The 25,888-nt window shown below is 74.6% G+C and carries 18 protein-coding genes; 6 read left to right on the plus strand and 12 right to left on the minus strand.

The features are described 5' to 3' along the window. Nucleotides 1-95: 95 nt before the first annotated feature. Entirely contained in the window at nucleotides 96-1,100 is a 1,005-nt protein-coding gene (locus IE106_RS02935; RefSeq protein WP_189529635.1) for a hypothetical protein, read from the plus strand. 83 nt (nucleotides 1,101-1,183) lie between these two features. On the opposite strand, the gene IE106_RS02940 is transcribed toward IE106_RS02935, so the two are convergent. From IE106_RS02940 to IE106_RS02965, 6 genes are all read right to left on the minus strand, one after another. Further along, the gene (locus tag IE106_RS02940) at nucleotides 1,184-3,040 is read right to left on the minus strand and encodes a GMC family oxidoreductase (protein WP_189529636.1); all 1,857 of its coding nucleotides are present in this window, start codon (nucleotides 3,038-3,040) and stop codon (nucleotides 1,184-1,186) included. A 51-nt stretch (nucleotides 3,041-3,091) separates the two neighbouring features. Continuing rightward, nucleotides 3,092-4,771, minus strand: coding sequence for a succinic semialdehyde dehydrogenase (locus IE106_RS02945; protein WP_189529637.1), 1,680 nt, complete (start codon nucleotides 4,769-4,771; stop codon nucleotides 3,092-3,094). A gap of 103 nt (nucleotides 4,772-4,874) precedes the next feature. Further along, a complete protein-coding gene (locus tag IE106_RS02950; RefSeq protein WP_373295891.1) occupies nucleotides 4,875-6,524 on the minus strand; it encodes a serine/threonine-protein kinase in 1,650 nt (549 codons plus the stop codon). A 30-nt stretch (nucleotides 6,525-6,554) separates the two neighbouring features. After that, complete coding sequence (locus IE106_RS02955) at nucleotides 6,555-8,171, minus strand: serine/threonine-protein kinase (RefSeq protein WP_189529638.1); 1,617 nt, start codon at nucleotides 8,169-8,171, stop codon at nucleotides 6,555-6,557. A 164-nt stretch (nucleotides 8,172-8,335) separates the two neighbouring features. Continuing rightward, nucleotides 8,336-10,990 carry a serine/threonine kinase C-terminal domain-containing protein gene (locus IE106_RS02960; RefSeq protein WP_189529639.1) on the minus strand — a complete coding sequence of 885 codons (2,655 nt, stop codon included), beginning with the start codon at nucleotides 10,988-10,990 and terminating at the stop codon, nucleotides 8,336-8,338. A gap of 146 nt (nucleotides 10,991-11,136) precedes the next feature. Then, nucleotides 11,137-13,482, minus strand: coding sequence for a serine/threonine-protein kinase (locus tag IE106_RS02965; RefSeq protein ID WP_189529640.1), 2,346 nt, complete (start codon nucleotides 13,480-13,482; stop codon nucleotides 11,137-11,139). 155 nt (nucleotides 13,483-13,637) lie between these two features. Between IE106_RS02965 and IE106_RS02970 the strand changes: the two genes are divergently transcribed. Next, the gene (locus tag IE106_RS02970; RefSeq protein ID WP_189529641.1) at nucleotides 13,638-14,774 is read left to right on the plus strand and encodes a serine hydrolase domain-containing protein; all 1,137 of its coding nucleotides are present in this window, start codon (nucleotides 13,638-13,640) and stop codon (nucleotides 14,772-14,774) included. Here IE106_RS02970 and IE106_RS02975 read toward each other — a convergent pair. After that, complete coding sequence (locus IE106_RS02975) at nucleotides 14,711-16,417, minus strand: glycerol-3-phosphate dehydrogenase/oxidase (RefSeq protein WP_189529642.1); 1,707 nt, start codon at nucleotides 16,415-16,417, stop codon at nucleotides 14,711-14,713. The two genes, IE106_RS02970 and IE106_RS02975, sit on opposite strands and share 64 nt — an antisense overlap. Before the next feature lie 241 nt (nucleotides 16,418-16,658). Between IE106_RS02975 and IE106_RS02980 the strand changes: the two genes are divergently transcribed. Next, on the plus strand, nucleotides 16,659-17,903 hold the full coding sequence (locus tag IE106_RS02980; RefSeq protein WP_189529643.1) for a nucleotide sugar dehydrogenase: 1,245 nt from the start codon (nucleotides 16,659-16,661) through the stop codon (nucleotides 17,901-17,903). Between the two features lie 292 nt (nucleotides 17,904-18,195). Beyond that, on the plus strand, nucleotides 18,196-18,693 hold the full coding sequence (locus tag IE106_RS02985) for a hypothetical protein (RefSeq protein ID WP_189529644.1): 498 nt from the start codon (nucleotides 18,196-18,198) through the stop codon (nucleotides 18,691-18,693). 87 nt (nucleotides 18,694-18,780) lie between these two features. On the opposite strand, the gene IE106_RS02990 is transcribed toward IE106_RS02985, so the two are convergent. The 4 genes from IE106_RS02990 to IE106_RS03005 all read right to left on the minus strand — a co-directional run bounded on the left by IE106_RS02990 (nucleotide 18,781) and on the right by IE106_RS03005 (nucleotide 23,160). Continuing rightward, complete coding sequence (locus tag IE106_RS02990) at nucleotides 18,781-19,905, minus strand: GuaB3 family IMP dehydrogenase-related protein (protein ID WP_189529645.1); 1,125 nt, start codon at nucleotides 19,903-19,905, stop codon at nucleotides 18,781-18,783. Between the two features lie 114 nt (nucleotides 19,906-20,019). Then, the gene (gene guaB, locus IE106_RS02995) at nucleotides 20,020-21,525 is read right to left on the minus strand and encodes an IMP dehydrogenase (protein ID WP_189529646.1); all 1,506 of its coding nucleotides are present in this window, start codon (nucleotides 21,523-21,525) and stop codon (nucleotides 20,020-20,022) included. A gap of 169 nt (nucleotides 21,526-21,694) precedes the next feature. Beyond that, nucleotides 21,695-22,300 (minus strand): sigma-70 family RNA polymerase sigma factor, encoded by a 606-nt coding sequence (locus IE106_RS03000; protein ID WP_308427853.1) that lies wholly within the window; start codon nucleotides 22,298-22,300, stop codon nucleotides 21,695-21,697. 248 nt (nucleotides 22,301-22,548) lie between these two features. Then, nucleotides 22,549-23,160, minus strand: coding sequence for a response regulator transcription factor (locus tag IE106_RS03005; protein WP_003948568.1), 612 nt, complete (start codon nucleotides 23,158-23,160; stop codon nucleotides 22,549-22,551). 367 nt (nucleotides 23,161-23,527) lie between these two features. Here IE106_RS03005 and IE106_RS03010 point away from each other — a divergent pair, with 367 nt between their 5' ends. After that, nucleotides 23,528-23,848 carry a WhiB family transcriptional regulator gene (locus IE106_RS03010; RefSeq protein ID WP_189529647.1) on the plus strand — a complete coding sequence of 107 codons (321 nt, stop codon included), beginning with the start codon at nucleotides 23,528-23,530 and terminating at the stop codon, nucleotides 23,846-23,848. A 297-nt stretch (nucleotides 23,849-24,145) separates the two neighbouring features. Here the strand turns inward: IE106_RS03010 and IE106_RS03015 are convergent, their stop codons facing one another. Then, nucleotides 24,146-25,039 carry a LysR family transcriptional regulator gene (locus IE106_RS03015; RefSeq protein ID WP_189529648.1) on the minus strand — a complete coding sequence of 298 codons (894 nt, stop codon included), beginning with the start codon at nucleotides 25,037-25,039 and terminating at the stop codon, nucleotides 24,146-24,148. 100 nt (nucleotides 25,040-25,139) lie between these two features. Here IE106_RS03015 and IE106_RS03020 point away from each other — a divergent pair, with 100 nt between their 5' ends. Next, the gene (locus IE106_RS03020; protein WP_189529983.1) at nucleotides 25,140-25,820 is read left to right on the plus strand and encodes an MOSC domain-containing protein; all 681 of its coding nucleotides are present in this window, start codon (nucleotides 25,140-25,142) and stop codon (nucleotides 25,818-25,820) included. The last annotated feature ends 68 nt before the right edge of the window (nucleotides 25,821-25,888 follow it).

Consider the following 25,888-nt stretch of genomic DNA (forward strand, 5'->3'; position numbering starts at 1 on the left):
GCGAATCCACGGCCACGCCCGTCACGCGCGACGGGACGCGGGCCCACCACACTCCGTGCCGCACCCAGTGGTACGCCTCCGACCACGAGGTTGACTTGAAGCTTCGCCGCGCCATGGCCGTCGCCGCCGCGACCGCCGTCATCACGCCCGCCGCCTTCCTCATGGCCCCGGCCGCGTACGCGGCGGGCGCCACGCCGTCGGCCGCGGAGTCCTCGCCGGCGGCGGACCCGTCCGACGAGGAGACGAAGTCGGCCGAGCCGACCCCGTCCGACGAGACGAGCGCGTCCGCCAGCCCGACGCCGTCCGCCGACGACACGGAGACCGAGACGCCGGCCCCGTCCGCCAGCGCCGGCGTCAGCGCCCCGGCGTCCTCCCCCGCCCCGTCCACGAGCGCCGGCACCTCGCCGTCGCCGTCCGGGCCGGCGGAGCAGTGCGAGGAGTTCGAGGACAACGCGGGCGTCCACACCGAGCTGCGCGGCCTGCCGTCGAAGGTCGTCGCCGGCTCCGGCTGGCAGGACTTCACGTTCCGCGTCGAGAACAAGACGGGGCACGAGGTCGAGGGCGTCGACGCCTACCTGTACACGGCGGCTGTCGACGGCGAGAACTTCGACGACATGGCGCAGTTCATCACCGTCCAGGCGTACGTCGGGAACGAGTGGACCGACGTCAGCGAGGAGGACGGCTACTTCGGTACCTCCAGCTCGCTGAAGAAGGGCGAGTACAGCGAGGCGAAGATGCGCCTGAAGGTCGACTCCAAGGCCCCCTCGGGCTTCGGCGTCGCCTTCGCCTCCGGCGTCAGCTTCACCAAGGACGGCCTCTGCGAGTTCGGTGAGGAGACCCTCTACGAGTTCGAGATCCTCGCCGCCGGCACGAAGCCGGGCGACGTCGACGACGCCGAGGGCAAGCCGGGCAAGGGCGACAACAAGCCGGGCACCAAGCCGCAGGGCGAGCTGTCCGAGCTGCCGGTGACCGGCACGCTCGCCGAGACCGGTTCCAACTCCGCGCTGCCGGTCATCGGGATCGCCGGCGGCATCGCCGTCGTCGCCGGTGCCGGTGTCGTCTTCGCCCTGAAGCGCCGCCAGGGCGGTGCCGTCGCGTAACGGACGGCCTGAGACAAGGGAGGCGCTGCACTCGGAGGGGGGTGCAGCGCCTCTCTGGCGTTTCCGTCGTCAGGCGGCGGCCGTCAGGCGTCGGCCTTCCTCGGCGGGACCTTCGGCATGCCCAGGAACGGCAGCCTCAGTGCCGCGAAGGCGTCCCGCGGGACGGCCGGCGACCTGGGCGCGACGGGGGTCACGCGCACGTAGGGGGCGCCCTGGGCGGGGCGGGGGTCCGCCTCGCCCTTGTTGGGCCACAGGGACATGGCGCGTTCCGCCTGGGCGGTGATGGTGAGGGACGGGTTCACCCCGAGGTTCGCGGAGACGGCCGCGCCGTCCACGACGGAGATGCCCGGGTGGCCGTAGAGCCGGTGGTACGGGTCGATGACGCCGTCCCGCGCGGTGGCACCGATGACGCAGCCGCCCAGGAAGTGGGCGGTGAGCGGGGTCCCCATCAGCTCGCCGACGTTGGAGCCGGCGAAGCCGTTGATCTCCTCGGCGATCAGGGTCGCCGCCCGCGTCGCCTCGGGGATCTGCTTCGGGTTGGGGGCGCCGTGGCCCTGGCGGGCGGTGAGCAGCCCCTTGCCGATGCCGCCGGGCTTACGGTACGTCGTCAGGGAGTTGTCGAGCGACTGCATGACGAGGCCGATGATGGTCCGCTCCGACCAGCGGTGGTTGGACAGGGACCGCAGCGTCTGGACGGGGTGGCGGACGACGTTGCCGAGCCAGGCGGCGACCCGGTTCCTCGCGTACGGGACCTGGAGGATCGACAGGGAGCCCATCGCGTTGGAGCCCTTGCCGTAGCGGACGGGCTCGATGTGGGTGTTCTCGTCGGGGTGGATGGACGAGGTGATGGCGACGCCCCGGGTGAAGTCGACCCGGGGCACCCCGTGCCGCCGGCGGTAGCGGCGGTCGGTGGTCTGGGAGCCGACGAGGGCCTCGGAGTTGGTGCGGGTCAGCTCCCCGAGCCGGTCGGGGACGCGGGGCAGCAGCCCCTGGTCCTTCATGCGGTGGAGGAGGGTCTGCGTGCCGTACGTGCCGGCCGCGACGACGACGTACCGGGCGCGGTAGGTGCGCGGGCTGCCCTTCCTGCGGCGGTCGGTGGGGACGGTGCGCACGAGGTGGCCGCCGTCGCCGTCCTCGGTCACGGCCGTCACGGTGGTCATCGGGTGGATGACGGCGCCCGCCTTCTCCGCGAGGTACAGGTAGTTCTCGGTGAGGCTGTTCTTCGCGCCGTGCCGGCAGCCCGTCATGCACGCGCCGCACTCGGTGCAGGCGCGGCGGGCGGGGCCGGCGCCGCCGAAGTACGGGTCGGGGACCCGGTCGCCGGGGGCGGCCCTGGTGGCGCCGTCCGCGTCCCGGCCGTCGCCGAAGAAGACCCCGACGGGCGCCGGGTGGAAGGTGTCGCCGACGCCCATGGCCTGCGCGGCCGCCTTGAGGTGGACGTCGGAGGGGGTCGTGGTCGGGTTGAGGCGGACGCCGAGCATGCGCGTGGCCTGGTCGTAGTACGGGGCGAGTTCGGCCTGCCAGTCGGTGATGGCGGCCCACTGCTTGTCCTGGAAAAACGCGGGCGGCGGTACGTAGAGGGTGTTGGCGTAGTTGAGGGAGCCGCCGCCGACGCCGGCGCCCGCGAGGACCATGACGTTGCCGAGCAGGTGGACGCGCTGGAGGCCGTACAGGCCGAGGGCGGGGGCCCACAGGTAGTTGCGCAGGTCCCAGGAGGTCTTCGGCAGGGTGGCCGGGGTGAAGCGGCGGCCGGCCTCCAGGACGCCGACGCGGTAGCCCTTCTCGGTGAGGCGGAGCGCCGAGACGGAACCGCCGAACCCGGAGCCCACGACGACGACGTCGTAGTCGTACGCGTCGTCGTGCGCGTCGTGCGCACCGGCGCCGCCGGAGCCGTTCCGCCCGGTCTCCGGCTGGTTTCGGGCAGGGGATGTCTCGGACATGGCTCTCCTCGTGCCGGAAGGGGCGGGCGGGCGGCGCGCGCCCGCCCGTGGTCAGCGCAGGCGCAGGGCCTTCATCAGCCTCAGGCTGCGGCTCATGAACGCCGCGTACTTCTCGTCGTCCATCCCGAAGGACGGGGCGAGCGGCATCACGCGCTGCTGGGCGACCGTCTGGGCCTCCGTGTACTTGAGGATGCCCTCCGAGCCGTGCCGGCGGCCCAGGCCCGAGTCCTTCATGCCGCCCATGGGCGCCTGGACGCTGCCGTACGCGGCCCCGTACCCCTCGTTGACGTTCACGGTGCCGGCGCGCAGGCGCGCGGCGACGGCGAGGCCGCGGCGGCCGTCCCTGGTCCAGACGCTGGCGTTGAGGCCGTAGGCGGTGTCGTTGGCGCGCTCGATCGCCTCGTCCTCGTCGGTGAAGCGGTACACGGAGACGACCGGGCCGAAGGTCTCCTCGGTGCACACGGCCATCGACGCGTCGACGCCTTCGAGGATGGTCGGCTCGTGGAAGAGGGGGCCGATGTCGGGGCGGGGGACGCCGCCCGCGAGGACCACGGCGCCCTTGGCGACGGCGTCCTCGACGTGCCGGGTGACGGCCTCCAGCTGCCGCTCGCCGACGAGGGAGCCCATGTCGGCGCCGTACGTGAGGGAGGTGCCGAGCCGCATCGCCTTCGTGCGGGCGACGAACCGCTCCAGGAACGCGTCCGCGATCGACTCGTGGACGTACAGCCGCTCCACCGCGATGCACAGCTGCCCGGCGGAGGAGAAGCAGGCGCGGACGGCGCCGGCGGCGGCCTTCTCGACGTCGGCGTCCCGCAGGACCAGCATGGGGTTCTTGCCGCCGAGTTCGAGGGAGACGCCGACGAGCCGGGCCGCCGCGCCCCGGGCGACCTCGCGGCCGGTGCGGGTGGAGCCGGTGAACGAGACGTAGTCGGCGTGCTTGACGACCTCGGGACCGACGACCGGGCCGTCGCCGAGGACGACCTGGAACACCTCGGCGGGCAGCCCCGCCTCGACGAGCAGGTCGCGCGCCCACAGGGCGGTCAGCGCGGTCTCGGTGTCGGGCTTCATGACGACGGCGTTGCCGGCGGCGAACGCGGGGAGCGCGTCGCCGACGGACAGCTCCAGCGGGTAGTTCCACGGCGCGATCTGGCCGACGACGCCGCGCGGCTGGCGCAGCTCGGTCACCTTGGTGAGGACCGGCACGGCGCCGGTGCGCCGCTTCGGGTTCAGGTACGAGGCGGCGCGCACGCCGTAGTGGCGGGCGGCGATCGTGACGGCCTGGACCTCCTCGTGGGCGTGCAGGCGCGCCTTGCCGGTCTCCAGCTGGATGAGGTCGAGGACCTCCGCCTGGCGCTCCAGGAGCAGGTCGTGGAAGCGGAGCAGGACGGCGGCGCGGCGGCGGACGGGGGTGGCCGCCCAGGCGGTCTGGGCGGCGCGGGCGCGGGCGAACGCCTCCGCCACGTCCTCGGGGGTGGACTCGGGCAGCTCGGCGAGCCGCTCCCCGGTGAACGGGGTGTGGTTGGCGGTCCGCCCGGAGCCGACGACGCCGCGGACGAGCTGGGCGACCACTTCGGGCGTCACCACGTCGGCGGCGGTGCGCGCGCCGGCGGGTGCGGGGGCCACGGGGTTCGCGGGCCCGGGAGCGGGCGCCGGCGACGACGGGGCGGCCGGCGTGGACGCGGAGGGGGACGTGGATCCGATGGCGTGGGCGGAGGCCTGCGTGTCCGTCATGGGGGCGAGGGTATGCGGGTCCGGACGCTTTTGGTACCCGGCGGTAACGGCTTTTCGCCGCGTACACACATCACGCCAGTGTTCACTGGCAAATAAGGCCTGATCAGCGCGTTGACAACAACAGGGCGACGCCGAGGCTGACCGCGACGGCGATGGCGGCGACGAGGGCGACGACGAGGGGCGCGGCGGCGGGACCGGCCGGACGGCGGCCCCCGCGGGGGCCGCCGTCCGGCGGGGCGTGGGCGGGGGGCGGCGGGCCGTAGGGGGCGGAGTCGGCGGGCGGGACGCCGTAGGGGGCGGAGTCGGCCGGCGGGACGGCGGAGGGCGGCGTGCCGTAGGGAGGGGGGTCGTAGGGGGAGGGGCCGTACGGCGGTGTGTCGGAGGGCGGCCCGTACGGCGGCCGGTAGAGCGGCGCCCCGCCGGCCGCCGGCGGGGTCTCCGGGGGGAGCCGGCCGTCGGTGGAGACGGCGTCGGGGAGCACGGCGTCCTGGGGCTCGGTGCCGACGGGCGGCGGCGCGGGCAGGGTGGGCGCGGCGGGGCCGCGGTCCGGCACGCCGGCCATCTGCCCCAGGGGCGAGAGCCCCGGCTCGTCCGCCGCCTCCGGCACGTCCGGCACCTCCGGGGCGGCGGGGACGTCCGGGAGGGCGGGCGCGTCCGGGACGGCGGGCGGCGACCGGTGGGGCAGCACCCTGGCCATGTGCCAGGCCCGGTCCCGGGCCCGCGCGGGCGGGACGGTGTGCGGACGCGCCCGGTGCGGCGCGTCCCCCTGGCCGTCCTGCCCGCCCGCCCGGCCCTCGTCGGGCCGGGCGTGGGCCGCCGGCGCGTCGGCCGGCCCCGCGGACGCGGCCGCCGCGGCGGCGGCCGTGTCCAGGGCCGCGCCCACCGCGTACGCCCGCAGCAGCCGCTCCGCCTCCGCCCCGTCGATCCTGCGCACCGGGTCGCGCTCCAACAGTCCCCGTACGACGGGCAGCAGCGCCCCCGCGGCGGCGGGCGGACGGATCTCCGCCTCCACCACGGCGTGCAGCACCCCGCCCAGCGAGTCGCGGTGAAAGGGCGAGTGGCCCGTCATCACCGCGCACAGCAGCACCCCCAGCGACCACAGGTCCGCCGCGGGGCCCGCCCGGTGGCCCTGCATCCGCTCCGGCGCGGTGTACTCGGGCGAGCCGACGAACATGCCCGTCTCGGTCAGCGTGGTCGCCCCCGCCAGCTGGGCGATCCCGAAGTCGGTCAGGACGACCCGCCCGGTGGCCTCCTCCACCAGCACGTTGGCCGGTTTCAGGTCCCGGTGCAGCACCCCGATGGCGTGCGCGGCCCGCAGCGCGGACAGCAGCGCCAGACCGATCCGGGCCGCCTCGTACGCGTCCACCGGGCCCCGCACGGCGATCCGCTCGGCGAGCGACACGCCCTCGACGAGCTCCATCACGATGAACGGGACGCCGTCCTCCTCCACCACGTCGTGGACGCAGACGATGTGCGGGTGGTGCACCCGGGCCACGGCGCGCGCCTCGCGCAGCGTGGCGTCGACGGCCGCGTCGTCGCCGCCCGGGACGCCGGTGTCCACGTGGAGCTCCTTCACGGCGACCGGCCGGCCCAGCAGTTCGTCGTGGGCGCGCCACACGGTCCCCATGCCGCCGCGGCCCAGCCGGGCCTCCAGGCGGTAACGGCCGACGATCCGCCGCTGCTCACGCGCCCGTCCGGACGGCTGCTGCTGCGGTTCCCCCTGCTCCTCCGGCCTCCACCCTCCGACCGACACGGCCCACCTCCTCCGCTCGCGCCGAGGAGGTCACCCCTCGGCGGGTCGCCAGTGGCGCAGCACGATGTCGAACTGCTCCCGGGTGGTCGCCCAGTCCTCCTCGGGAGACGACATGTACAGCGCGTACTCGGTTCCGTCGTCCGTGTAGTACACCTGGTCTATCGCGTGGCGCTTACCGGGGTGTGTCCTTTTCTCGTACCAGGTGAACTCCCAGAGACAGGATTCCAGCTGATCACGGAACGTATTCTGGTCGAGCTTCACCCGGCGGTATTCCGGCAGTCTCTCCCGCAGGCTCTTTTCCACGTCGAGCATGTGCATGTACGGGTTCTCGAAATCCGGCGCGTCGTCGACGCTGACGCGTATGCGGTGCCTGCCGTTGTCCGGGGTGTAGTCGATCTGGTCGCCGTCCATCTGCCGCTTCCAGCCGACCGGTACGAGCAGGCTGAAGCCGAGCGGGTCCTCGACGCGCTCCCACCCCTCCGGCACGCCGCCGTCCGGGGCGGACGACGCGCTCGGCGTGGAGACGGCGTCGACGACGACGGTGTCGGTGGGGCCGGCGTCGTCGGCGTACCGCATGACGGCGAACCCGGCGCCCGCGCCGACGGCCGCCGCGAGGAGCACGACCATGGCGGCCCTGTGCCGGCGGGCCCGTCCGGCGCGGACGGTCGCCTGGCCGTGGGCGGGCTGCGGGGCGGGGGCCGTGGCCGTGTCGCCCGGCCGGGCGCGGGCCACGCCGTCCGCCACCTCCCGCAGTTCGTCGGCCGACACGGAGCGGGTCGGTACGAACGCCTGCGCGGCGGTCGGCGTACGGCCTTCCATCGCCTCGATCAGCATGCGTTCCGTCTCCGCGGCGCCGGGCCGGTCGGCGGGGTCCTTGCGGAGCAGCGCGACGATCACCGGGGCGAGCGGGCCCGCGTGCGCGGCCGCCGCGGCCTCCTCGGTGACCACGGCCTGCATGGTGCTGATCGGTGACGAGCGGCGGAAGGGCGACTCGCCCTGGACCGCCGTGTACAGGGTGGCGCCCAGCGCCCACAGGTCGGAGGCCGGGCCGGGGTCGGCGCCGCGCACCCGCTCCGGGGCCAGGTAGTCGATGGAGCCGACGAGTTCACCGGTGCGGGTGATGGTGGAGTCGCCCTCGATGGCGGCGATGCCGAAGTCGGTGAGCAGGACGCGCCCGTCCCGGGCCAGCAGCACGTTGCCGGGCTTGACGTCCCGGTGCAACACCCCGGCGGCGTGCGCGGCGCTCAGCGCGCCCAGCACGTGCAGGCCGATCCGGGCGGCCTCGCGCGGCGCGATCCGGCCGTCCGGCGCGGACTTGACCGCGTCGGCGAGGGAGGAGCCGTCGACGTACTGCATGACGATCCACGGGCGGTCGTCGTGCTCCAGCACGTCGTGGACGGTGACGACGGCCGGGTGCGTGATCCTGGCGGCGGCCCGTGCCTCCTTCTGCGTACGGGCGTGCAGGACGACCCGGTCGGCCTCGGAGACGTACTGACCGGCCGTCAACTCCTTGACGGCTACGGTACGGTGGAGCACCTCGTCGTGGGCGCGCCACACCTTGCCCATCCCACCCCGGCCGATGGTCTCGCCCAGCCGGTAGCGCCCCGCGAGCACCAGCCCCCCGCCCATGCCCTGCGTCTGTTCCACGTGTCTCCGCTCGGCCCCGCCCCGCTGCTTCGGAGCAAGGTTACGGAGGGTGTGCGGCGCGCGGAACCTCGGGGCGGCCACGGAGACCGCACCGTGACACGGACCCCTCCGATTGGCGCGAATTCGCCACTCTCCGTGGTCCGAACGGGCGAACCGATGCTCCGTCAGCGTGTCGCGTGGTACGCCTTGGTCGCCTGCTCGTAGATCTCCGTGACCCTGTCCCGCCCGGTCTCGGGGCCGATGACCTGGATGACGTGGTAGCGGTCGCCGACGAGGAGCGCGAGGTTGCGCACGTACACCTGGCGGCCGTTGGCGTCCTGCCAGGTGAACTGACCCTCGGCCATGGCCTGTCGGCCGACGTCGACGCGGCGCAGGCCGGTCGCCGACGCCCAGGTCGAGTCGCGCCACGGCTGGAGCTCGCGCTCCTTGGCGCGCTGGTACTCCAGCGGGTCCGCGCCGGCCGTGCGGACGGTGTCGCGGCCGGGGACGACGATCAGCGTGTAGTCGCCGTCCGAGTAGCGGACCTGCCCGATGTCGTTGATGGGGCTGCGGCGCCAGGTCCGGTCGACGCCGACGCGGAAGCCCTCCGGGTCCTCGCGGACGACGTACCCCTCCGGCAGGGCGGGCGCGGTGGGCGTCCCGGCGTTCGTCGAGGGCGCCGGGTCACCGGGTGACGGGCTGCGCGACGCGGACGCCTCCGGGCTGGGCGGGACCTGCCCGTGCGGGGCGGTCGCGGTCGGCCGGGCCGTGCCGGTGGGGCTCTGCGACCGGTCCCGCGTCCCGGCCTCGGGCAGGAACAGCACCGCGTACGCGACGGCGGCGGCGAGCCCGAGCAGTATCAGCAGCAGGAGCGTGCGCCCCAGTGCGCGCGGACTGCCCCCGGACCGCGGGTCCTTGGCCTTCTTGTGGCGGTGCCGGGCGGGCGCCGGGGCGGTGGGGACCGCGGCGGCGGGGGTGCGGGTGCGCGTACGGCGCCTGCGGACCAGGTCGCCGCGGCGGCGGATGATGGGCAGGCGGGCGGCGTCGACGGACGGCATGGGGACGACGGAGGCGCCCGCGTCGGGCTCGGGCGCCGAGCGGACGAGGGAGCGCAGCCATCCGCGCAGCTCCTCGAACTCGGGGCGCTCGGTCGGGTCCTGGCGCAGCAGCGACTCGACGACGGGGCGCAGCGGGCCGCACTCCTCGGCGAACGCGGGCGGCTCGGAGCACACCATCTGGACGAGCTCGGCGGCGTTGTCCTCGGGGTAGGGGGCGTGGCCCTGGAGGACGCGGAACAGCAGCGCGCCGAGCGCCCACAGGTCCGTGGCGGGGCCGACGGGCGGGGCGAGCCGCCACGTGCCGTGGACGGGGCCGGCCTGCTCGGGCGCCCACCGCTCGGTGACGGCGCCGACGACGGCGATCCTGGCCTGGCGGGCGCGCTCGGCGGCCAGCGGTGTGGTCGGGCCCCGGTAGACGTCGTCGGGTGCCGGGGCCGTGTCCGCCCCGGCGGCGTGGCCCTGGTCGGGACCGGACGCGCCGCGGGGGTGCGCGGGCCAGGGCTCCCCGGCCTGCGGGGTCCGGCGCCGGGAGTCGGCGCGCAGGGCGGCGCGGGCGCCGCCGTACGGGGTGGCGCCGCCGTACGGGGTGGCGTCCCCGTAGGGGGAGGTGCCGCCGCCCGCGGGGACCGGGCCGTCCCGCCACGTGCCGGCGAGCAGCGCGCGCGGGGGGCGGTCCCCGTCGTCCCCCTCGTCCTCGTCGCCGTGGACGTCGTCGGGGCCGTGGACGTCGTCGGGGCCGTAGGGGTCGTGGGGGCCGTGGGCGCCGTACCGGGCGGTGCCGTGGGCCTCGTCGTCCTCGTCCTCGCCGTCGTCGGCGATGCGGTCCGCGACCTGGTCGACGTACTGGGGTTCGTAGCCGCTGGGCAGGGCCGGCGGGCCGGGCGGGAGGGGTACGGGGGCCAGGGCGCGGGGGGCGCCGTACGGGTCCTCGTACACGTCGTCGTACGGGTCGTCCTCGTCGTGGGCCCGCGCGTGCCCGGTGACGATCTCGGCCTCGTCGGCCTCGTCGTCGTACGCGTCGCCGTATTCGTCGACGTACGCGCCGTCGTACGCGCCGTCGTCCTGCCCCTCGGCCTCGTCCGCGTAGGGCTCCGCCTCGCCGTCGTCGTACCCGTCGTCGTACCGGTCGCCGTCCGCGTCCGGGTACGGGGTGTCCGCGTCGTCGGGGAGCGGCACCGGCGCGTAACCGCACAGGGCCTCCTCGGCGGCGCCGGTCGCGAGCCCGGTGAGCAGGACCCGCCCGTCGTCGCAGACGAGGACCGTGCGCACGGTGATGTTGCGGTGCGTCCAGCCGTGGGCGTGCAGCGCGCGCAGCGCCGTGAGCACGTCGGAGGCGATCTCGGCGGCGCGGTACGGGCTGAGCGGCTCGTCGCGGACGAGGGCGGCGAGCGGCCGGGCGGGGACCAGCTCGCTGACGATCCACAGCGAACCGCTCTCGGTGAAGACGTCGAAGACCTGGTCGAGGCGCGGGTGGTCGGGGATCCGGGCCACGGCCTGCACGGCCTCGACGGCCCGCTGGACGGCCGGGTCGACGGTGGCGCGGACGGCCGTGTGCTGCGGCGCGCGCCCGTAGGGGCGGTGGTAGGCGTCGTCCACGTCGACGACCTCGGCGTCCACGGTCTCCGGCAGGGGCAGCTGCCGGACCATGACCTCCTGGCCGCTGTACGTGTCGAAGGCGCGCGTCTCGACCGGCCCGTACGCCCCGGCGTCCCCGTCCTCGCCGGAGGGGACGAGAGGCAGGCGATAGCGGTCGGCGAGCACCCTTCCCGCGTAGTCGTCCACGACGCCTCCCCAGCCGCGCGCTGTCCCCCGGGCTCCGCCGTTCGCACGGAATCGTACGGAGCCGTCGATCCTGGTCCTTGCTCGTGCAGTTGTCCGCTTGATTCAGCCGCGCACGGTCCGCGCGCTCTCACGATACGTGTCGCGGGTCAGTCCGTGGGCCGGAACGTCGCGAACGCGGTGTTCCTGAGCGTGGTGCACTCCGGACCGTTCCACTCGCTGGACTTGCACGAGATCATGATGGCGTAGCCGTGCGTGGCGTCGACCTTGAAGCCCCGGTTGAGCACCCACACCCGCGTCCCGCCCTGGTTCCGTTCGAACTGCCAGTCGGCGACGGTCGGGTAGCCGTTGTACGAGACGGGCTTGATGCCGTGGTGCTTGTAGCCGTTGCTGCTCGCGGCGACGGCGCCCATGGCGGAGGACCACGCGGCGGCGGCGTCGCCGCCGGGGCTGTCGGTGTAGTCGACCTGCACGCGCGGGAAACCGCCCGAGGCGCTGAATATCCCGCCGGAGCCGCGACCCGCCACGCCCGTCATGCGGAAGCCGGCGGGCATGGCCATGGAGAAGTGGAAGCGGCCGTTGGTGACCGTCTTGTACCCGGCGGGGAGCGCGGGACCGGTACCGGTGCCGGCGCTGGGCGAGGCGGGCGGCTTGGTGCCCGTGCCCGTGCCGCCCGTCGTGCCGGACCCGCCGCCCGTGGCGCCGGACCCGCCGTCCTGCTGCTCTCCGGGCTCGCCGTCCGGGCTGCCGCCGTTGCCCCCGGTGGCGGCGCCGTCCGTCGGGCCGCCACCGGTGGTGGCGCCCGCCGACGCGGTCTTGTCGCCGCCCTGGGTGCCGCCCGTGTCCTGGGCGGTCGTGCCGTCGTCGCCTCCGAGGGCGAACGCGAGGACGGTGGCGAGGACCGCGAGGACCGCCACGACCGCGATGGTGACCAGCGTGCGCCGGGGCACCACGTCGGTGAGCGACGCCCGCGCGGGAGCGGGCGGACCGGAGCGTTCCGCCTTGGCCGGCTTGGCCTGCCGGGTGGTGGCGGCCGCCGCGGCGGCGTTCCGCACCGAGCGCAGGGCGCCGCGCAGCCGCTCGGCGGTCGCGTCGCCCACCGGGGCGGCGCCGGACGCCGCGCCGGTGGTGGCCGAGTCCGCCGGGGGGACGGGCGGGAGCGGTACGACGCGCGTGGCCTCCAGGGGGGGCTCGGGCCGCGACGGGGCGGCCGGGGCCCCGGTCACCCGGATGACCTCGTTGAGCAGCGCCCGCGCGCCGGCGTCGTCGAGGCGCTGCGCCGGGTCCTTGGCGAGCAGCCCGTAGATGACCTTGTCGAGCGGGCCGGCGTTCGTCGGCGGGTCCAGCTGCTCGGTCATCACGGCCGTGAGCGTCGCGATGGCGGAGCCCTTGTCGTACGGCGGGTGGCCCTCCACGCACGCGTAGAGGAGGCCGCCGAGGGACCACATGTCGGCGGCCGGGCCGGGCCGCTGGCCGCGGGCGCGCTCCGGCGAGATGTAGGAGGGCGCGCCGACGAGCATGCCGGTGGACGTGATGGACGGGTCGCCCTCGACCTGGGCGATGCCGAAGTCGGTGAGGACGACGCGGCCGTCGTCCGAGATGAGGACGTTCGACGGCTTCACGTCGCGGTGGAGGATGCCCTGGCGGTGCGCGGACCGCAGCACGTCGAGGATGGCGAGGCCGACCTCGGCGGCGCGCAGCGGCGTGAGCGTGCCGTCCTCGCGGATGACGTCGGCGAGGGAGCGGCCCTCGATGAGCTCCATGACGATCCACGGACGGTCGTCCTCGTCGACCACGTCGTAGACCGTGACGGCGCTGTTGTTGCGGATCCGGGCGATGGCCTTGGCCTCGCGGAGGGTCCGGGTGATGAGGCGTCGCTTCTCGTCCTCGTCGATGGCGTTGGGGAAGCGCAGCTCCTTGACCGCGACGGTGCGGCCGAGGGTCTCGTCGACGGCCCGCCAGACGGTGCCCATGCCGCCGCGTCCGAGGACGGGGCCGAGCCGGTAACGCCCCGCCAGCAACTGGCCCTCGGCCGTCACGCGGGCGGCGCCGGCGGGCTTCTTCACCAGGTCCGTCCCGGCCGCGCCGGCGCCCTTGCCACCGGTCGCCGCCTTGTCCGGGGCCGCCTCGGCGGGCGTCCCGCCGACGGGGGAGCCGTCCGAGGACGCCTGGTCCTCCGGGGTTCCGCCCTCGGGGGTACCGCCCTTCGGGGACTCGCCCTTCGGGGACCCGTCCACCGGTGCCTCGTCCTCCGGTGCCGCGCTCGCGGGCGCGGCCTTCCCGGGGGCGTCCTCGGCCGGGGCGCCCTCGGAACGGGCACCCTTCACGGCGTCACCCTCCGGAGCAGCGCCCTTCGCACCGGCGCCGCCCTTCGACGTCGCGGCCTGCTCGGCCTCGTCACCCCTCACCGTCGCACCCTTCGAGGTCGTGCCCTCGCCGTCGGCGCCCCGCTGAGGTTGCCGCGCCGCGTCCCGCGACTGCTCCGCTCCCGACATGCGTCCCCTCTGCGATCCTGTTCCGCCCGCGCCTGCCGCGTCCGCGCGCTGCGGCAACCCGCCCTGGTGGCGCCTTCATTGTCCCTCACTCCGGGACCGGTGGTTCTCCCGGGTCCGGCGTCGGCCAGGATGAGCGTGAAGGAGGGGGCCGCGCCATGCCGAAGTGCAGGACGAGACTCGGGGTGCCCTTGGTTCTGCTCGTCGGCGGACTGACCGTGGATGATCCCGCGGCCACGCCGTCCCCCGCCCTGACGAGGCTGGTCACGGCGGGCCACGCCCCGGCCGCCGCGCTCCTCTCCGAAACCTCCGGGACCTCCCGGCCCACCGGGGCGCCCGGGGCCCCGAAGGCAGTCCGGTTCGAGACGACGGGGCCGGCCATCGGCCGCCCCGACCACTTCCGCGCGGGCAGCGTCACGAAGACGTTCGTCGCCACGGTCGTCCTCCAACTGGCGGCCGAGGGACGGCTCGCCCCCGACGACCCGGTCGTCGCCCACGCCCCCGGCCTCCTGCCTCCCCCGCTGGACCGGCGCGTCACCCTGCGCCACCTCCTCACCCACACGAGCGGCCTCCCCGACCTCACACGGCCCACCGGCCCCGCCTCCCCGCCCGAGGGGCTCCGCGCGGCCCTGGCCTCCCACCCCCCGAAGCCGCCCGGCGACTTCGCCTACTCCAACACCAACTACGTCGTCCTCGGCCGGATCGTCGAACACGTCACCGGCCGCTCCTACGCCGACGAGGCGCGCCGCCGCATCATCACCCCCCTCGGCCTCACCGGCACGTCCTTCCCCGGCGCCCGCACCGCCCTCCCCGTCCCGCACGGCCGGGGCTACGACTCCGCCGGACGGGACGTCACGGCCCTGGACCCGCGCGTCGCGGGCGCGGCGGGCGAACTGGTCAGCACCCTCGCCGACCTGAACCGCTTTTACACCGCGCTCCTCGACGGCCGCCTCCTCCCCCCGGCCCAGCTGGACGCCCTGCTGGACACCTCCTCCGCCCACGGCCGCTACGGCATGGGCCTCTTCCCCACCCGGCTCCCCTGCGGCGTCACCGTCTGGGGCCACAACGGCCGCGTGCCGGGCAGCTACGTCCGCACCGCCGCGACCGCCGACGGCCGGCACGTCCTCACCTTCCGCGTGAACACGGACACCCTGGCCGCGGCCCCCGGGCCGCCCCTGGAACGCTCCGTCCTGGAAGCCGAGTTCTGCCCGCCCGCCGCCGGGGCCGCGGGTCACAGCGGCACGATGTCCGGCGCACCCAACCGGGCCGCGTCCGCGGTCTGGTCGTCCGGCTGACGCTGCGACTCCCGCTCCGCCTCGACCCGCTTCTCGTAGTGCTCCACCTCCTTGGCCACCTGCTCCTCGCCCCACCCGAGGACCCGCGCCATCAGTTCGGCGCACTCGCGGGCGCAGCCGGTGCCGCGGTCGAAGGTCTCGATGGAGATCCGGGTCCGGCGCGTGAGCACGTCGTCCAGGTGCCGGGCGCCCTCGTGGGAGGCGGCGTAGAGGATCTCCGCGCGGAGGTAGTCGTCGGCGCCGGTGACGGGCTCCGCGAGGGCCGGGTCCTCGGCGACGAGGTCGAGCACCTCCTCCGCCAGGGTCCCGTACCGGTTCAGCAGGTGCTCGACGCGGACGACGTGCAGGCCCGCCCGGGCGGCGATGCGGGCCCGGGCGTTCCACAGCGCGCGGTACCCCTCGGCGCCCAGCAGCGGCACCTCCTCGGTGACGCAGGGGGCGACCCGCACGTCCAGGCCGTGGACCGCCTCGTCCACCGCGTCCTTGGCCATCACGCGGTAGGTCGTGTACTTGCCGCCCGCGACCACCACCAGGCCGGGCACGGGGTGGGCGACCGTGTGCTCGCGGGACAGCTTGCTGGTCGCGTCGGACTCGCCGGCCAGCAGGGGGCGCAGCCCCGCGTAGACGCCCTCCACGTCGTCCCTGGTCAACGGGGTGGCGAGGACGCTGTTGACGTGGTCCAGGAGGTAGTCGATGTCGGCGCTCGACGCGGCGGGGTGCGCCTTGTCGAGGTCCCATCCGGTGTCGGTCGTCCCGACGATCCAGTGGCGGCCCCAGGGGATGACGAACAGGACGCTCTTCTCCGTGCGCAGGATCAGGCCCGTCGTCGAGTGGATGCGGTCCTTGGGGACGACCAGGTGGATGCCCTTGGAGGCGCGGACGTGGAACTGGCCGCGCTCCCCGATCAGCGCCTGCGTGTCGTCCGTCCACACCCCCGTCGCATTGACGACCTGCCGGGCGCGGATCTCGTAGTCGCCGCCCGCCTCCACGTCCTGCACCCGGGCGCCGACGACCCGCTCGCCCTCGCGGAGGAAGCCGATGACGCGGGCCCGGCTGGCGACGTGCGCCCCGTACGCCGCGGCCGTCCGCACCAGCGTGGCGACGTAGCGCGCGTCGTCCATCTGGGCGTCGTAGTACTGCAGGGCGCCCACCAGGGCGTCCCTGCGCAGGGCGGGGGCGACCCGCAGGGCGCGCCGGCGCGACAGGTGGCGGTGCACGGGCAGGCCGCGGCCGTGGCCCGAGGAGACGGACATCGCGTCGTACAGGGCGACGCCCGACCCGGCGTACAGCCGCTCCCAGCCCTTGTGCCGCAGCGGATAGAGGAACGGCACCGGCTTGACGAGGTGCGGCGCCAGCCGCTCCAGCAGCAGGCCGCGCTCCTTCAGCGCCTCCCGCACCAGCGCGAAGTCGAGCATCTCCAGATAGCGCAGTCCGCCGTGGATGAGCTTGCTGGACCTGCTGGACGTGCCCGACGCCCAGTCGCGGGCCTCCACCAGCCCCGTGGCGAGGCCGCGGGTCGCCGCGTCGAGCGCCGTGCCGGCCCCGACCACACCACCGCCCACGACCAGCACGTCGAGCTCGCGCTCGGCCATCGCCGCCAGGGCCGCGGCCCGCTCCGCGGGTCCCAGTCTCGCTGTCCTCACCGCTGCCTCCCGTCGCCGCCGTCCCCCCGTGTGCTCGGGCCCACAGACCCGATTCTGTCCCCGCGCACCGACATCGGCCACCGGCCCCGCACCACCTGTGGACAACATTCGGGCGACCACGACCGCGCAATACCGCATAACGGTCATATTTAAGCCTAGTCTGACATTGCGTCCGCTCGTTCTGTCCACAGGACTTGCGCGTCTTGCCCCCTCCGGCTATTGGGAAGGACGGCTCACGCCCATGCCCGCAGACCTCGCCGTCATCGGCCTCGGCCACCTCGGGCTGCCCCTCGCCCAGGCCGCCACCGCCGCCGGTATCGACACGATCGGCTACGACACCGACTCCCGGCCGGTCTCCGAGCTGGCCGCCGGACGGCCGCCGGTCGACGGCTCCCTCACCCCCTCCGAGATCCGCCGGATGCTGTCGTCCGGCTTCCGCCCCACCACGAACCCCGCCGAGCTGGGCCGCGTCCGCACCGCCGTCATCTGCGCGCCCACCCCGCCCTGCGCCGCCTCCCGCACCCTGGACCTGACCGCCGTCACGGACGCCGCCCGCGCGCTCGCCGCCCGGCTGCGCCCCCACACCACCGTGCTGCTCGAGTCGCCCGTCCCGCCCGGCACCACCGAGGACGTCCTCCGCCCGATCCTGGAGGAGGGCTCCGGGCTGCGCGCCGGACGCGACTTCCACCTCGCGTACTCCCCCGCCCGCCTCGACCCCGGCAACCGCGCCCACGACCCCGCCCACACCCCCCAGGTCATCGGCGGGCTCACCCCCGCCTGCACCGAGTCCGCCGCCGCCTTCTACGGGCGCCTCAGCGACAAGGTGGTGCGTGCGCGGGGCCCCCGCGAGGCCGAGACGGTCAAGCTGCTGGAGACCAACTTCCGGCACGTCAACATCGCCCTGGTCAACGAGATGGCGGTGCTCTGCAACGAGCTGGGCGTCGACCTGTGGGACGTCATCCGGTGCGCCGAGACCAAGCCCTTCGGCTTCCAGGCGTTCCGTCCCGGCCCCGGCGTCGGCGGCCACGGCGTCCCCGTCGACACGGTCGGCCCGCACCGCCCGCTGCGCCTGGTGGAGACGGCGAGCCAGATCAACGAACGCATGCCCCAGTACGTGACCCAGCGCTGCGCCACGCTCCTCAACGAGCACGGCAAGTCCGTGCGCGGCGCCCGCGTCCTGCTCCTGGGCGTCACGTACAAGCCCGACCTCGCCGACCGCGAGGGCTCCCCCGCGTCCGAGATCGCGCAGCGGCTGATGGACATGGGCGCGGCGGTCAGCTACCACGATCCGTACGTGCCGGTCTGGCGGGTGCGCGACCTGCCGGTCCCGCGCGCGGACTCCCTGTACGAGACGGCCGCGGGCGCCGACCTGACGATCCTGCTCCAGCACCACCGCACCTACGACCTCCAGGGCCTGGCCGTGAAGGCGCAGCTGCTGCTCGACACCCGCGGGGCCACCCCGGTCGGCGCGGCGCACCGCCTCTGACACCCGGCGCGACCGGCACCACCGACGCGACCGGCGACGATCGGCGCGGCGGCGGCCGGAGACGGGCGGTTCGGCGGCGGCCGGGGACGGGCGGTTCGGCGGCGGCCGGCGCGCCGCCCGGCCGCGACCCGTGCGCCCCCGCCTTGGTCTCGGCTTGCTTGCGGGCCGGTCACGGTCGCCCATCGCGCCGCCCGCTGTCGGAGGGGCCTGCTAGTGTCCGCCTCTGATTTCGCGCGCGGCCGTGCACACGTCAGATGCCGGCCGCCCGTTTCCTCCAGGGGGGATTCCCAGCATGAGCCAGTCCGTTCCGCCTCCGTCCGGCAACCCGTTCGCCGACCCGGCCGCGCAGCCCTACCCGCAGCACCCGGCGCCGGCCCCGGCGCCCGCGCGGAACAACATCGTCCTCGGGCTGCTCGCCGCGCTGGGCGCCGCCGTGGTCGCCGCGGGCGCGTACGGCGGCATCGGCGGCGCGATCGAGCGGGAGATCGGCTACGCGGCGGTGGGCGTCGGCCTGCTCGTCGGCTTCGTCGCCGGCAAGGTCGGCGGCCGCAACCCGGTCCTGGCGGTCGGCTCGGCGCTCTTCGCGGCCGGCGCGGTCTACCTGGGCCAGCTGGTCGCGATCGCGGTCGTCTTCAGCAAGCTCGGCCAGGCCTCGTTCGCGGAGGTCTTCTTCGAGAACTTCGCCGAGCTGGCCGACCTGTGGAAGACCGCCGCGGACGGCATGACGTACGTCTTCCTGGGCATCGGCGCGGTGACCGCCTTCGCCGGCGCCAAGAAGGGCTCCGCGTAGCGGCCCGCCGGACGCGCGACGACACGGGGAGGGGCCCGCACCGACGTGGTGCGGGCCCCTCCCCGTGTCCGGTGTCCGTACCCGGTGTCAGCGGCTGTGCTGCGAGTCCGCGACCGTCACCTCGACGCGCTGGAACTCCTTCAGTTCGCTGTAACCGGTCGTCGCCATCGCCCGGCGCAGCGCGCCGAAGAAGTTCATCGACCCGTCCGGCGAGTGCGACGGCCCGGTGAGGATCTCCTCGGTCGTCCCGGCGACGCCCAGGTCGACGAGCTTGCCGCGCGGCACGTCCTCGTGGACGGCCTCCATGCCCCAGTGGTGGCCCTTGCCGGGCGCGTCCGTGGCCCGGGCCAGCGGGGAGCCCATCATCACGGCGTCGGCGCCGCACGCGATGGCCTTCGGCAGGTCGCCGGACCAGCCCACGCCGCCGTCGGCGATGACGTGCACGTACCGGCCGCCGGACTCGTCCATGTAGTCGCGGCGGGCGGCGGCCACGTCGGCGACCGCGGTCGCCATCGGGACCTGGATGCCCAGGACGTTGCGGGTGGTGTGCGCCGCGCCGCCGCCGAAGCCGACCAGCACGCCCGCCGCGCCCGTGCGCATCAGGTGCAGGGCCGCGGTGTAGGTGGCGCAGCCGCCGACGATGACCGGCACGTCCAGCTCGTAGATGAACTGCTTCAGGTTCAGCGGCTCGGCCGCGCCGGAGACGTGCTCGGCGGAGACCGTCGTGCCGCGGATGACGAAGATGTCCACGCCCGCGTCGACGACGGCCTTGGAGAACTGGGCCGTGCGCTGCGGGGAGAGCGCCGCGGCGGTGACGACGCCGGCGTCGCGCACCTCCTTCAGGCGCTGCCCGATCAGCTCCTCCTTGATCGGGGCGGCGTAGATCTCCTGCAGACGGCGGGTCGCGCTCTCCCCGTCGAGTTCGGTGATCTCGTCGAGGAGCGGCTGCGGGTCCTCGTGGCGGGTCCACAGGCCCTCGAGGTTGAGGACGCCGAGGCCACCGAGCCGGCCGATGCGGATCGCGGTCTGCGGCGACACCACGGAGTCCATCGGGGCGGCCAGGAAGGGCAGCTCGAAGCGGTAGGCGTCGATCTGCCACGCGATCGAGACCTCCTTCGGGTCCCGGGTGCGCCGGCTCGGTACGACGGCGATGTCGTCGAAGGCGTACGCCCTGCGGCCGCGCTTGCCGCGCCCGATCTCGATCTCAGTCACGATGTGTGGCCTTTCCCTCTGCGTCTGCGCCTACCAGTATCCCCGACGCGCGCGCGGAGGGGCGGCCCGGGCGATCCCGGGCCGCCCCTGCGGTGGTGTCGAGCGGGGGTCCGCTCAGCGCTTGCTGCTGTAGTTCGGCGCCTCGACGGTCATCTGGATGTCGTGCGGGTGGCTCTCCTTGAGGCCCGCCGACGTGATGCGGACGAACCGGCCGCGCTCCTGGAGCTCGGGGACGGTGCGGCCGCCGACGTAGAACATCGACTGGCGCAGGCCGCCGACCAGCTGGTGGACGACCGCGGAGAGCGGGCCGCGGTAGGGCACCTGGCCCTCGATGCCCTCGGGGACCAGCTTCTCGTCGGAGGCGACGCCCTCCTGGAAGTACCGGTCCTTGGAGAAGGAGCGCTGGTCGCCGCGGGACTGCATGGCACCCAGGGAGCCCATGCCGCGGTACGACTTGAACTGCTTGCCGTTGATGAACAGCAGCTCGCCCGGCGACTCCTCGCAGCCGGCCAGGAGCGAGCCGAGCATCACCGTGTCGGCGCCGGCGACCAGGGCCTTGGCGATGTCGCCGGAGTACTGCAGGCCGCCGTCGCCGATGACCGGGACACCGGCCGCCTTGGCGGCGAGCGACGCCTCGTAGATCGCCGTGACCTGCGGGACGCCGATGCCGGCGACGACGCGGGTGGTGCAGATGGAGCCGGGGCCGACGCCGACCTTGATCGCGTCGACGCCCGCGTCGACGAGCGCCTGGGCGCCGTCGCGGGTGGCGACGTTGCCGCCGATGACGTCGACGCCGGAGTTGGACTTGATCTTGGCGACCATGTCGCCGACCAGCTTGGAGTGGCCGTGGGCGGTGTCGACGACGATGAAGTCGACGCCCGCCTCGATCAGGGCCTGCGCCCGCTCGTACGCGTCGCCCGCGACACCGACGGCGGCGCCGACGAGGAGCCGGCCCTCCTTGTCCTTCGCGGCGTTCGGGTACTTCTCCGCCTTGACGAAGTCCTTGACGGTGATGAGGCCCTTGAGGATGCCGTCGTCGTCGACGAGCGGCAGCTTCTCGATCTTGTGGCGGCGCAGCAGCTCCATGGCGTCGACGCCGGAGATGCCGACCTTGCCCGTGACCAGCGGCATCGGGGTCATGACCTCGCGCACCTGACGGGCACGGTCGGTCTCGAAGGCCATGTCGCGGTTGGTGACGATGCCGAGGAGCTTGCCGGCCGGGTCCGTGACGGGCACGCCGCTGATGCGGAACTTGGCGCAGATCGCGTCGGCCTCGGCGAGCGTGGCGTCGGGGTGGACCGTGATCGGGTCCGTGACCATGCCGGACTCGGAGCGCTTCACCAGGTCGACCTGGTTCGCCTGGTCGGCGATCGACAGGTTCCGGTGGAGGACGCCGACGCCGCCCTGCCGGGCCATGGCGATGGCCATGCGGGACTCGGTCACCTTGTCCATCGCGGCCGAGAGCAGCGGGATGTTGACCCGCACGTTCCGCGAGAGCCGCGAGGAGGTGTCGATCTGGTCGGGAGCCATGTCCGACGCGCCCGGCAGCAGCAGCACGTCGTCGTAGGTCAGCCCGAGTGCCGCGAATTTCTCCGGCACTCCGTCGACGTTGGCAGTCATGACACCTTCCCCAATGGCCTTGATCGGTGCGGATGTCCATGCTAACGGGCCGCGTGCGTGTCTCATTCCACGAGCAAGATCACCCGGCAGCTTTGTACGTTCACACGTATGACATCCGCCATACGGCTCCGCGACGGCGCCGCGGGGGCACCCCCGTACGGCCGTGCGCCTACTGGCCGGCCAGGGCCCGCAGGCGGCTGAGGGCGCGGTGCTGGGCGACCCGGACGGCCCCGGGGGACATGCCGAGCATCTGGCCGGTCTCCTCCGCGGTGAGGCCGACGGCGACGCGCAGGACGAGCAGCTCCCGCTGGTTCTCCGGGAGGTTGGCGAGGAGGCGCCGGGCCCATTCGGCGTCGTCGCTGAGGAGGGCCCGCTCCTCGGGGCCCAGCGAGTCGTCGGGGCGCTCGGGCATCTCGTCGGAGGGCACGGCGGTCGAGCCGGGGTGCCGCATGGCGGCCCGCTGCAGGTCGGCGACCTTGTGCCCGGCGATGGCGAAGACGAACGCCTCGAACGGGCGGCCCGTGTCCTTGTACCGGGGCAGGGCCATGAGGACGGCGACGCAGACCTCCTGCGCCAGGTCCTCGACGAAGTGGCGGGCGTCGCCGGGCAGCCGGCTCAGCCGTGTGCGGCAGTAGCGCAGGGCCAGGGGGTGGACGTGGGCCAGGAGGTCGTGCGTGGCCTGTTCGTCGCCCTCCACCGCGCGGTGCACGAGCGCCCCGATCGTCCCCGGCCCCGCGGGGGGCGTCGGGGTGGTCGGCGTCTGGTCGTCGCGCATCGGTCCATGGTGCCTTGACCGCGTCCGCTCCGAGGCACCGCGTCCAGCCTTGTGCACCGAAGCGTTATGAGCAGGTGCGCCGGAAGTCATCCCCTGCGCCCTCCCCTCCCGCTCGATCGACTCGTCCCCGAGGAACTCCACCCCTCAAGGATGCGGCATCGCGCAGGAAACAGACATCGGGCCTGCGCCGCCCCGTCCGCCGCGCGGCGGACGGGGACCGAAACGGCCACCTCGGGGCCCGGGTCGCGCTACCGCACCAGGCCCCAGCGGAAGCCGAGGGCGACGGCGTGGGCACGGTCCGAGGCGCCCAGCTTCTTGAAGAGCCGCCGGGCGTGGGTCTTGACCGTGTCCTCGGAGAGGAACAGCTCGCGACCGATCTCGGCGTTCGACCGGCCGTGGCTCATGCCCTCCAGCACCTGGATCTCCCGGGCCGTGAGCGTCGGCGCGGCGCCCATCTCGGCGGAGCGCAGCCGGCGCGGGGCGAGCCGCCAGGTCGGGTCGGCGAGGGCCTGCGTGACCGTGGCCCGCAGCTCCGCGCGCGAGGCGTCCTTGTGCAGGTACCCGCGGGCGCCGGCGGCGACGGCGAGGGCGACGCCGTCGAGGTCCTCGGCGACCGTGAGCATGATGATGCGGGCGCCGGGGTCCGCGGAGAGCAGCCGGCGGACGGTTTCCACGCCGCCCAGGCCGGGCATGCGCACGTCCATCAGAATCAGGTCCGAGCGGTCGGCGCCCCAGCGGCGGAGGACTTCCTCGCCGTTGGCCGCGGTGGTCACGCGCTCGACGCCGGGCACGGTCGCGACGGCGCGGCGGAGCGCTTCTCGGGCAAGCGGGGAGTCGTCGCAGACGAGGACGGATGTCATGGCCGTCCTCCGCAGCTGATGCGCGTCACCTTGGGCCTCCAGGCTGGTTACGAATCGTCACCTGTGCGGTTGACACCCTCGGACGCCTGCCCGAGCGCTTTTTCTTTCAACCGCCTCGCACTCTCAACGACGGTCACTCGAAAGAGTTACGGGTACCAGCACCCCTTCGACACTCTACGTGAAGGGGTGCACACGGAGCAGAGCGTCGCAGGTCACCACCGCTCCACTCAGAGCTATGCCCCATTTAGCGGCTTTTCCTTCCCTTTGGCGGTGTCTGTAGCTAGATTCGCAATGAGTCATATTTACATCTACTGCGACAAGTAGTCCGCTCAGTAAGCTCAGTACCGGCACCAAGGGGACATGCGCCATGGCAGATTTCTCCCGCCTTCCCGGACCCAACGCCGACCTGTGGGACTGGCAGCTGCTCGCGGCCTGCCGAGGGGTCGACAGTTCCCTGTTCTTCCATCCCGAGGGAGAGCGCGGCGCGGCTCGGAGCGCGCGTGAGAACTCGGCGAAGGAGGTCTGCATGCGCTGCCCGGTGCGCGCCCAGTGCGCGGCCCACGCCCTGGCCGTGCGCGAGCCCTACGGCGTATGGGGCGGCCTCACCGAGGACGAGCGCGAGGAACTGATGGGCCGGGCGCGCACCCGGCTGGTCACCACGTCCGCGGCACCGGCGGGAAACGGCTGACCACGGGTCAGACCCCCTCGTCTGAAGGAACGTTTCAGCGGGGACGCGCACAGCAGGTGGCGCCCCGCCCCTCCCGCTGCCCCGACGCGCCCCGGGGCCGGAGGCCGCCCCGCGACGCGTCCCCGCGTGCGAAGCCGCGGCCCGCGCGAAGCCGGTACGCGCTGCCGCCGGTGCCCCCGGCGTCCCCGGGCGTGCCCCCGCACGACTCCCGGGTACGTCCCCGCCCGCGCGGCGAAGCCGCCCGCGCGCCACGCCCGGACTCGTCCCCGCCCGGGCCGCTCCCCCCTGGGTCCGCCCCTACCCGCGCGAGGCCGCTTCCGCCAGCCGGCCCAGCGTGGCCGCGACGGCCGGGACCTGCGCCAGGTCCGGCAGGGTGAGGGCGACGATCTCCCGCTCCAGCGGCGGCTCGACCGCGACCGTGCGGGCGCCCCGGGGCCGTACGGACTCGACCGCCAGCTCCGGCAGGACCGCCACGCCGAGGCCCGCGCCCACGAGGCCGACGACCGCCGGGTAGTCGTCGGTCGCGAAGTCGATGCGGGGCGTGAAGCCGGCGTCCTCGCACACCTCGACCAGCTGGCGGCGGCACCGGGGGCAGCCCGCGATCCAGGGCTCCTCGGCCAGCTCGCCGATGGCCACGGCGTCCGCGCCGGCCAGCCGGTGCCCCTCGGGGACGAGGCCGACGAGCCGGTCGGTGAGCAGCGGCCGTACCACCAGGTCGTCCCACTCGGCGGCGCCGCCCGCGTACCGGAAGGCCAGGGCGATGTCGCAGTCGCCCTCGCGGAGCATCTCCACCGAGCGGGGCGGCTCCGCCTCGACGAGGGAGACCCGCGTGCCGGGGTGCGCGGCGCGCAGGGCGGCGAGGGCGGTCGGGACGAGCGTGGAGCTGCCGCTCGGGAAGGAGACGAGCCGGACGCGGCCGGCGCGCAGGCCCGCGATGGCGGCGACCTCCTCCTCGGCGGCGGTCAGTCCGGCGAGGATGCCCGCGGCGTGCCGGACCAGGGCCTCGCCCGCCTGGGTCAGGCGCATCTCGCGGCCGGTGCGGATGAGCAGGGGCGTGCCGGCGGAGGACTCCAGGGCCTTCATCTGCTGGCTGACGGCCGGCTGGGTGCAGCCCAGCTCTCGGGCCGCGGCGGAGAAGGAGCCGGTGGCGGCCACGGCGCGGAGGACTCGGAGGTGACGGGCTTCGATCACAGCCTCGAATATAAGGGTCCCTTTAAGTTCGCGCGAAATATGACGTGGAATCTTTGGGCGAAGCGGCGCTAGCGTGCGGCCCATGGACGAGATCACGGCGATGCGGGTGCTGACGGTCAACACGGGACGGCGGAGGAAGGTGGGGTACACCAACGCGCCGAGCGGCGAGACCGGGATCGCGAAGGTCCCGGTGGGCGGGCCCGTCCGGGTGGCGGACCCGGGGCCCAAGGGGGTCGGCGGCGGGGGCGTGGCCGGGGACGCGGTGTGCGACCTGCGCCACCACGGCGGCTCGGACCAGGCGGTGTACGCCTTCGCGCGCGAGGAGCTGGACCGCTGGGAGGAGGCGCTGGGCCGGCCACTGCCGAACGGCTCCTTCGGGGAGAACCTGACCACCTCGGGGGTCGACGTGGACGGGGCGCTGCTCGGGGAGCGGTGGCGGATCGGCGCGTCGCTGGTGCTGGAGGTGACGGACGCGCGGGTGCCGTGCCGCACCTTCGCGGGCTGGCTGGGCGAGCAGGGGTGGGTGCGGCGGTTCACCGAGCACGGGGCGCCGGGGGCGTACCTGCGGGTGGTCGAGCCGGGCGAGGTCCGGGCCGGCGACCCGGTCGAGATCGTCCACCGGCCGGACCACGACGTGACCGTGGCGCTGGCGTTCCGCGCGCAGACCACGCGGCGCGAGCTGCTGCCGCGGGTCCTGGCCGCGGGCGACGCCCCGCACCCGGAACTGCTGGAGGCGGCACGGCGGTACGCGGAGCAGGCGCCCGGAGTGCCGGTCCCCTGAGCCGGGCCCCGCACCGGGCGCGCGCCGGGGCCGGTGGGCGGGGCTACGGCGCGTCCGGGCGGGGCACT

Source organism: Streptomyces roseolilacinus (assembly GCF_014649335.1).
GTDB classification, from domain to species: Bacteria; Actinomycetota; Actinomycetes; order Streptomycetales; family Streptomycetaceae; genus Streptomyces; species Streptomyces roseolilacinus.